We start from the raw sequence: 8,904 nt of genomic DNA on the forward strand, positions 1-8,904 counted from the left end.
CTATAAGAACAATATTCATTTTTTTGTGTTAATGTAAAATGTGAAAAATAAAGTCAAAAAACTAACTAAATGAATATAGCTGTTGTCTAAAAAACAACGGATAAAAGACAAAAGAAAAACAGGGAAAATTAACATCAACCAAATTAGTTAGAAAACAACTCAGTGAAACATTATTAGTTTAGTAAAGCTTGACAAATAAAAGCGCCATAACAAAATGATTCCTCAAAAATTGCAACTAAAAAATTTCCTCAGTTATCACGAAGTAACTCTAGATTTTACAGGTCTGCACACTGCCTGTATTTGCGGACCTAACGGTGCAGGAAAATCTTCTCTACTAGAAGCGATCGCCTGGTCAATATGGGGAAATAGTCGTGCTGCTACTGAAGACGATATTATCAGTCTGGGAGAAAAGGAAGTACGGGTAGATTTTACATTCTCCACCCACGGTAACATTTACCGTGTTATTCGTGGTCGTCGTCGCGGTCAGTCACCAACCCTAGAATTTCAAGTTAATACAGGTTCCCAGTTTAAAAGTCTGACTCAAAAAGGTGTGCGAGCAACCCAACAAAGCATTATCGAACATCTTAAACTTGATTACGATACATTCGTAAATTCAGCATATTTACGTCAAGGTAGAGCAGATGAATTTATGCTCAAACGTCCTAACGAACGAAAAGAAATTCTCGCCTCTCTCCTGAAACTTGACCAATATGACACCCTGGGAGAAAAAGCTAAAGATATTGCTCGGCAGTTTAAAGCAAAAGTCGAAATACTCGAACAAAGTTTAGAAGCGAACCAAAAACAACTCCAAGAAAAAGAAGCGATCGCTCAACAACAAACTAACCTGAAAGCAACTTTAGCTCAACTGCAAGAAAAACAAGAAACTGACAGACAACAACTCAAACAACTTCAAACCCAACAACATGAGCGCCAAACCTGGGAAAAACTACTGCAAGGTCAACAACAACAATACGATAAACTTGTGCAAGAATGTTATCGCCTCAAACAAGAACTAAAAACTACCCAACAACAACAAGACGAACTATTAGCAGTAGTAAAACAGGAGAATGAAATTAACGCTGGATATACTCATTTCCAAAACCTACAAACTACTGAAGAAAGTTTATCTGGCAAATTCAAAAAACACCAAAATGCTCTCAACCAAAGGCAACAACTCCAGGAAAAACAACGGCAACAACTCCAGGAAGTACAAAACAAAATTCAGCAATGTCGAGCGCAGTTAAATTCTCTCAAAGAGCAGGAACAAGAAAACCTGCATATTCTAAGTAAACGTGCTGATATTGAAACAGCTCTGACAAAATTACAAGCAGCACGAACAAAATTAAACGAACTAGATAACTTACAGGTAGAAATTACTCCCCTGCTGCAACAACGGCAAAAATTACAAACCGAACTCGAAAAGGGGCAGGCACGTTTGAGCGCTCGTTTAGAAGAACTTAATTCTAGAGTCTGTCAACTACGACGAACTCAACAGCAAAAGCAACCTCAACTACAGGCAACCTTGGAAGAAGTAGTCACAGAAATTGCTCAACTAGATAATAGACGGGTTTATCAAAAACGGGTGCGAGAAAAAGGGCAGGAAAGACATCAATTTCTGGAACGTTTAATTCGCAATAAAAAAGATTATGAAACCAGACTGGGGGAACTAGACCAAAAGTTACAATTATTAAATCAAGATCATAGTAATGGTAATGGTAAAGTTGCAGTCAAAGAATATCCACCTTGCCCCTTATGCGATCGCCCATTGGACGAACATCACTGGCATTTAGTAGTAGATAAACATCAAACTCAGCAAAAGGAAATTAGAGATTTGTTGTGGGTAGCGCGGGAACAACTGACTCTTTCTGAGCGAGAAATTCAGGTTTTGAGAACAGAATATCGACAAATAGACGAGGAGTTGGGAAAATATGATGAGTTGCGGGAGCGTCGGGGTGGTTTACAAGTTCAGTTGGATAATATTAAAAAGGATGAAAGTTTGTTGCAAGAGTTAGTAGAGGAAGTGGCAGAGGTTGAGCGATCGCTACATACGGGAGATTTTGCGGTTAATTTATATGCTGAAATTAGCACTTTAGAGGAGCAAATTCAAGAATTTAATTATGATGACCGGAGTCATAGTTTAGCGAGGGAAGAGGAAAAGAAATTAAGGTGGGCAGAAATTAAGTATGGGCAAATTAAAGATGCGGAGAACAAGTTAGGAAAAGTTCGCGGTCAGATGCCAGAAATTGAGGAGCAAATAGTTAGTTTGGAACAAGATTTGGAGCGACAGAAACAAACTTCTCAAGTACAACAACAAATTGTGATTATTGAGAGAGAAATTTCTGAGATTGGGTATGATTTAGATGAGCATAATAATGTTAGGTCGGAGTTAAGAAAGGCACAATTTTGGCTAACTAGAATTGAGAAATTACGTCAAGCTCAAAAACAATATCCTCAGTTAGTGGAAAGAATAAATGAATTAAAGGGAGTTATAGAAAATCGGCAGCAAGATTTAGCAGGAATTAAAGGTCAGATTTCCATTTTAAATCAACAGTTAGAACAAACTCCAAACCTGGATGAAAAAATTACTTATTTAGACAAAAAAATTCAAGACCGTCGTGGGCAGTTAGACGAACAGTTGGGAAGTTTAGGCAGAGTACAACAGCAGTTACAACATTTAGAAAATTTGCACGTTCAAAATACTCAACAATTAGAACAATTACAAACTACAAAAAGGCAATATCGAGTTTATCAGGAGTTAAGTTTAGCTTTTGGAAAAAAGGGAATACAGGCATTAATGATTGAAAATATTTTGCCCCAGTTAGAGGCAGAAACTAATCAGATTTTAGCAAGATTAAGTGCTAATCAATTGCACGTTCAATTTGTCACCCAAAAAGCTACAAAAGGAAGTAAGAAAAATTCTAAATGGATAGATACATTAGATATTTTAATTGCAGATACAAAAGGAACAAGACCTTATGAAACTTATTCGGGAGGAGAAGCTTTTCGAGTCAATTTTGCCATTCGTTTAGCCTTGTCAAAATTATTAGCGCAGCGTTCCGGTACTGCCTTACGAATGTTGATTATTGATGAAGGTTTTGGTACTCAAGATGCCGAGGGATGTGACAGATTAATTGCTGCTATTAATGCTATTGCTGCTGATTTTTCGTGTATTTTAACAGTGACTCATATTCCTCATTTTAAAGAAGCTTTTCAGGCGAGAATTGAAGTTAGTAAAACCGCCCAAGGTTCGCAAATTATGTTGTCTGTATGATTTATAGCATTCAGCAATCAGCTATCAGCCGTCAGCTCAATTTTTGATATAAAATCTAGTTTAACAGTTGTCATTGCGACGATAGGAAGCAATCTCCTTAACGCTTGAGATTGCTTTCCTTACGGAATGCTGCGCAAACCTTCCACGGAGTGACCGTCGCAATGACATACCTGTAAATTTTTTCACCAACCTACTTATTAAGGGTGAAAAAACTGAATCACACTTATAGTGTGTAGATTCAGGTTTATCCTCGGTGGTACCCTGTAATAGTGTCAGAATATATTGAGTTAAAAATTTTTGGTCAGCAAGTGCGAAAATTGCGACAAGCAAAAGGGCTTTCTCAAGAAAAGTTAGCTGAACTAGCAGGATTACACCGAAACTATATCGGTGGTATTGAGCGTGGAGAAAGAAATGTAGCACTTCTGAATATTCTCCGTTTGGCTAGAGCTTTAGAAGTATCACCGAGTAAATTGTTAGAAGGTATTCAATAAATGCTATCACCTTATGCGGGACTACCTGTAGAAGCGTGGGAAGCAAAAACACTAGAACTTATCAAACAACACCCTCTTAATTATAATGAAATTTATGAATTAATTAATCAAGTTTGGCATGAAATTTTTGAATCTAATATTACAAGTTCTGCTTATAAAATAGGAATAGATTTATTTCCTCGTCCTCAGATTATGGGATACTTTTTACATGAACTTATTCCTTTGGAATTAGCTAGGAAATATCCTAATATTTGGCGAAGAGAAGAGAATGATAATGAAAAATATATTGTTTGTCTAACTAATGAATACTACTCAATTGAGATGAAAACTTCCTCAAGCAAGCGTAGTATATATGGAAATCGTAGTTATGCTCAAAAAAGCACTACTAACAGTAGATTAAAAAAAAATAAATCTGGTTACTATTTAGCAATTAATTTTGAGAAATTTAATAGAAATAGCCCTGCTTCAGAAAGACCAAAAATTACTTTGGTAAGGTTTGGTTGGTTAGATCAAGATGATTGGCAGGGTCAAGTAGCTGCTACAGGATAACAGGCAAGATTAAGTATAGATGTAGAACGTTACAAGCTATTAGAATTACCTTTATAAATCAAAAATTTAAAACAAGGATAATTGTTCTGCATCAACTTGTTTTTCTCTCAACAAATTCTCAATTCTATTAGCAGCAATTTCACAATAATCTGCTCTAATTTCAAACCCAATAAACTGCCGTTTTAAACTTAAAGGAACTACTGCTGTGGTACCCGAACCAAGAAACGGATCAAAAACAATTTCATTGGGATTTGAACAAGCTTGAATTATTCTAGAAATTACAGCAATAGGAAATTGAGCTGGATGAGGTGTTCTTTCTTTTGCTGCTCGGTTTTTCGCAATAACTTTGGGAAACTGCCAAACATCAGTAGGATTTTTTCCTTTGGGATTAACTTTTAATTTACCGTTTTTTTTCTGATTAGGATATTTAACATTTGGGTCGCGCACTTCATCCAAATTAAACGTATAGTTATCGGAATTTTTCACATACCAAAGAAACTTTTCATTTCTCGGAGAAAAGAACTTTTTACCCGCTACTCCTGCTCCATAATTCCAAACAATTTCTTGAATTAAATAAAAAGGAATTTTATCCCAAATTAAATAAGGAATAGGAATAGCTTTAGCACGATTAGGAATTGATAAATATCCCAAGTTTAACCAAAAAGCTCCTGTATTTAGAGTAATCCTATAAATCTCTGATAGCCAGATATTACACCAAGACAAATATTCATCAATTGGCAAATTTTTCTCATAGTCTTTACCAATATTATATGGAGGGCTAGTCACTGTTAAATTAATAAACTCATCAGGTAATTTTGCCATTGCTGACGAACATTCAAGATGATAGATAAAGCAGTTATCAGTTTGGAAATAGGGTTCACCCAATACTTGAGTAATTTTATTGACTACCATGATTAATTTTAATATTCTCAAATTTTCGCTTTTGATATACTAATCCTAAATGGTTTATCAGAAAACTTTAGTGGTTTGATCTCCAAACCCAGACAAAAAAAGGGATTTGGAAACCAAACCCCTACGATAAAATTTTACAACCTAATTGGACGTAGCGCTATAACTTTTAATTTTTGTAAAACGGTATAACTAGGGTTTGCTGAAAAAGTCTTATGGGTGAGGGTAGGAGTCAGGAGGTAGGGACGTTTTGCTAACGCAAAGCTCCGCTAACGCTATGCGACATGTTTGCGGAGCATTCCGGGACGGAAAACGCATTTTTGCCTGTGCAACGTCCGTACGAGAGTGTGGGAGGAGGGGGGAGAATTAAACAGAAGAATAATGAACATTAACTGGATAATAATTAGGGAATAATTTATTTTATTTGTGTTAATTACTTGATAACTGAAGTGTCACTCAAGTATAGCCTTAATGCATGGGAATTGGTATTACAACCTATTTANTAATTAGGGAATAATTTATTTTATTTGTGTTAATTACTTGATAACTGAAGTGTCACTCAAGTATAGCCTTAATGCATGGGAATTGGTATTACAACCTATTTAGGATTGCTAAAGTAGAACTACTATTAATTTTTGAACCTCTTGCTAGCTGTCTAAAGCCTAAAATTTTGTACCTCAAGTTTTCGAGGAATTATTATAGTGTAGAGAGGTTCCATGAAACATCTCTACTGTGGTCTAATAAAGTGAAAATTGCTGTAATTATAAGACAGCATATGAGATGTTTTTCTAAAATTTATCAAATGTTTATTATAGTTAAATGGAAAAGGTTCCAGGTATTTGCTATTTTGGGACTAATACTAACATTTTTGATTGGTTGTAATACTCCCTATCCTAATTTAAAGACTAAAGAAATTGAGTTTTGGACGATACAGCTTCAACCTCAGTTTACTAATTATTTTAATCGGTTGATTGCTGATTTTGAAGCAGATAATCCAGGTTTATCAGTGCGATGGGTTGATGTACCTTGGTCGGAGATGGAAAGCAAAATTGAGAGTGCTATTTTGACAGAAACTCTTCCAGATGTTGTTAATCTTAATTCAAGTTTTGCACATTTATTGACTGAACCTAATGCTTGGTTAAATTTGGATACTATTTTATCAGATTCGGTTAAGAATGAATATTTATCCAATCTTTGGCAAGCTAGTCAGATTAATGGTAAAAGTTTTGCTATTCCATGGTATTGTAGGACAAATATAACAATCTATAATTCAGAGCTATTTAAACAAGCAGAAGTTGATCAACCTCCAACTAATTATACAGAGTTGGCTAAGGTAGCTAAACAAATTAAAGAAAGAACTGATAAATATGCTTTTTTTGTTTCTTTTTCACCACAAGGAGGAAATGAGGTATTAGAGTCTTTTCCTAAGATGGGAGTTAAATTAATAGATGTTGATGGAAAAGCTGCTTTTAATACTCCAGTTGGCAAGGAAGTATTTAAGTATTGGGTTGATTTATATAGGGAAGGTTTATTACCAGAGGAAGTATTAACACAAGGGATTCAAGCTGGGGAAGATTTGTATCAAGCTGGGGAAATTGCTATGGTATTTTCTGGAACCGAATTGATTGAAGCTATCTCTGAAAATACACCAGAAATTGGAAAGGTATCACTCCCAACATCTCAAATTACCGGTAAGAGTAATAAGAATAGTCTAGTATTAATGAATTTTGCTATTTCTAGCAATACTAAACTACCGGATAAAGCGCTGAAATTTGCTTTGTTTATTACTAATCATCAAAATCAAATGGCTTTTGCTCAGGAGACTAATGTTTTACCTTCTACAATTAAAACGTTAGAAAATAGTTATTTTCAAAATATTCCTGATGATGCTTCTTCTCAAGATCAGGCTCGAGTTATTAGTGCTAGTCAAATTTTTGATGCAGAAGTTTTACTGCCATCTGTTAAAAATTTGGATAAGTTGAAAGAAATTATTTACCAAAATTTGCAGGTAACTATTTTGGGAGAAAAAACTATTGAACAGGCGATCGCTGATGCTGCATCTGAATGGAATAAGCTATAGTTTTTTATGTTTAGTTTTTTATGTTTAAAATTTTTCTATCTATAATCTCCCGAATCCAAAAGCACAAATTTTTTCATTCTCTGAAGCTCCTGAAATCAAAATCGCGCGTGAAAGGATTTTCTGTTGCGCCCTCACAATTTTTATGATATCATAAAAAATATATGGAGTCGTTCGCCTATACGCATGATTTTTTATTCAACTAAATTGACTGGCTAAGAGACCATCAAAATATTTAGGAATTTTTCCTAGAGCGTGCCATCAATTAAATCTGAAAGGATGATGTGGCAAGAGTTTTTGGTTTTTGGTCTTGAAAGAATCCAGATGCTAAAAACCTTAATTGACAAAGCTTTTAAGGTCTAATTCATGGCAGACCCTAACAGCAATAGCAGAAATATTTTCATCTTGTGGAGCTTCTGGAAAATTCTTTTTTTCCCGATCAAATCTTTCCATCCATCCCTAGTGCAAAACCACAATTTTTTTCATTCTCTGAAGCTCCTGAAANGGTCTAATTCATGGCAGACCCTAACAGCAATAGCAGAAATATTTTCATCTTGTGGAGCTTCTGGAAAATTCTTTTTTTCCCGATCAAATCTTTCCATCCATCCCTAGTGCAAAACCACAATTTTTTTCATTCTCTGAAGCTCCTGAAATAAAAATCGCGCGTCAAAGTATTTTCTGTTGCACCCTCACAAAAATTGTGATATGATAAAAACTCTCTGGCTTTGTTCGTCTATGCGCATGACTTTTTATTCAATGGAAGAAATAATTTCCCATTGATGGAACTCCTTTCCACTTTGCTACGCAGATGAAAGGTGAACGTTCAGGTTGTAGAAAGGAAAATAAATGTAAAAGATACACTTAGGAGTTCTATAACGAATAACCTTTCAAGGGGATGAAAAGAAATACTGAAGTTTTTCCAGCCTCCTAATTTGTTAGATTTGAGGTACTAATAACTAAAATGAAACTACTAATTAGAACCAATTAGAACCAACCATAATTGTCGATAAAATCACGTACAGGCTCTGGATCCTCTTGAGTTAATAGACTATGCTCAATTGGGTAAACCTGATAATCTGCTCCTGAACTTTCTTTTCTCAAGACAGAAATTATTTTTTTAACAGCATCAGAACCAATCTTAAGACCAGACTGATCGATAATCGAATGTAAAGGACTATTAGGATCGAGTAACATTTCGGCTTTTTCTCTTGAGAGATCTGAAACTCCGAAAACCTTAACTTTATTATTCAAATCAGATTCTATCACTGCTGCAAGTCCAACCTCCGTTGCTAGATTTGACCCCCCCCAAAGTATCTGAACAGTAGGATTATTTTTAAGTAGTTCTTTAACTTTTATCACATCACTATTAGAAGCAACGTTAACAGAATCAACGATTTGAAACGAGATATCCGATTCATTTATCGCTTTTAATGCTCCTTGCAGATAAGGATAGTAGCTATCATAGACAGCAGAATCAATTAAAGCAAGCTGAATCAATTTTGAGGAAGAATCAGTCTGTAAATTATTTTGAGACCATTCTACTAAATCTTGGGCTGAATCATAGCCCATTTGGAAGTTATTTGTACTATAGCAAGCAATGGCTAAAT

General features: G+C 35.1%; 5 protein-coding genes and 1 pseudogene. 4 read left to right on the forward strand and 2 right to left on the reverse strand.

Annotated elements, in window-relative coordinates; translation table 11 throughout:
• Positions 1 to 214: 214 nt before the first annotated feature.
• The 3 genes from sbcC (at position 215) to AFK68_RS22045 (ending at position 4,311) form a co-directional block, all read left to right on the forward strand.
• The gene (gene sbcC / locus AFK68_RS22035) at positions 215 to 3,271 is read left to right on the forward strand and encodes an exonuclease subunit SbcC (RefSeq protein WP_094675102.1); all 3,057 of its coding nucleotides are present in this window, start codon (positions 215 to 217) and stop codon (positions 3,269 to 3,271) included.
• A 269-nt stretch (positions 3,272 to 3,540) separates the two neighbouring features.
• Positions 3,541 to 3,762 carry a helix-turn-helix domain-containing protein gene (locus AFK68_RS22040; protein ID WP_371357500.1) on the forward strand — a complete coding sequence of 74 codons (222 nt, stop codon included), beginning with the start codon at positions 3,541 to 3,543 and terminating at the stop codon, positions 3,760 to 3,762.
• Positions 3,763 to 4,311, forward strand: a complete 549-nt coding sequence (locus AFK68_RS22045; RefSeq protein ID WP_094675106.1) for a ScaI family restriction endonuclease — start codon at positions 3,763 to 3,765, stop codon at positions 4,309 to 4,311. It abuts the gene before it with no gap.
• Between the two features lie 66 nt (positions 4,312 to 4,377).
• Here AFK68_RS22045 and AFK68_RS22050 read toward each other — a convergent pair whose 3' ends face one another.
• On the reverse strand, positions 4,378 to 5,223 hold the full coding sequence (locus tag AFK68_RS22050) for a site-specific DNA-methyltransferase (protein ID WP_094675108.1): 846 nt from the start codon (positions 5,221 to 5,223) through the stop codon (positions 4,378 to 4,380).
• 799 nt (positions 5,224 to 6,022) lie between these two features.
• On the opposite strand from AFK68_RS22050, the gene AFK68_RS22055 reads away from it, so the two are divergent.
• Positions 6,023 to 7,300, forward strand: coding sequence for a sugar ABC transporter substrate-binding protein (locus AFK68_RS22055; protein ID WP_094673619.1), 1,278 nt, complete (start codon positions 6,023 to 6,025; stop codon positions 7,298 to 7,300).
• A 981-nt stretch (positions 7,301 to 8,281) separates the two neighbouring features.
• Here the strand turns inward: AFK68_RS22055 and AFK68_RS22060 are convergent.
• Positions 8,282 to 8,904 (reverse strand): annotated as a pseudogene (locus AFK68_RS22060) (LacI family transcriptional regulator); the annotation flags it as partial.

This window comes from Hydrocoleum sp. CS-953 (assembly GCF_002260545.1).
Lineage (GTDB): Bacteria > Cyanobacteriota > Cyanobacteriia > Cyanobacteriales > Microcoleaceae > Trichodesmium.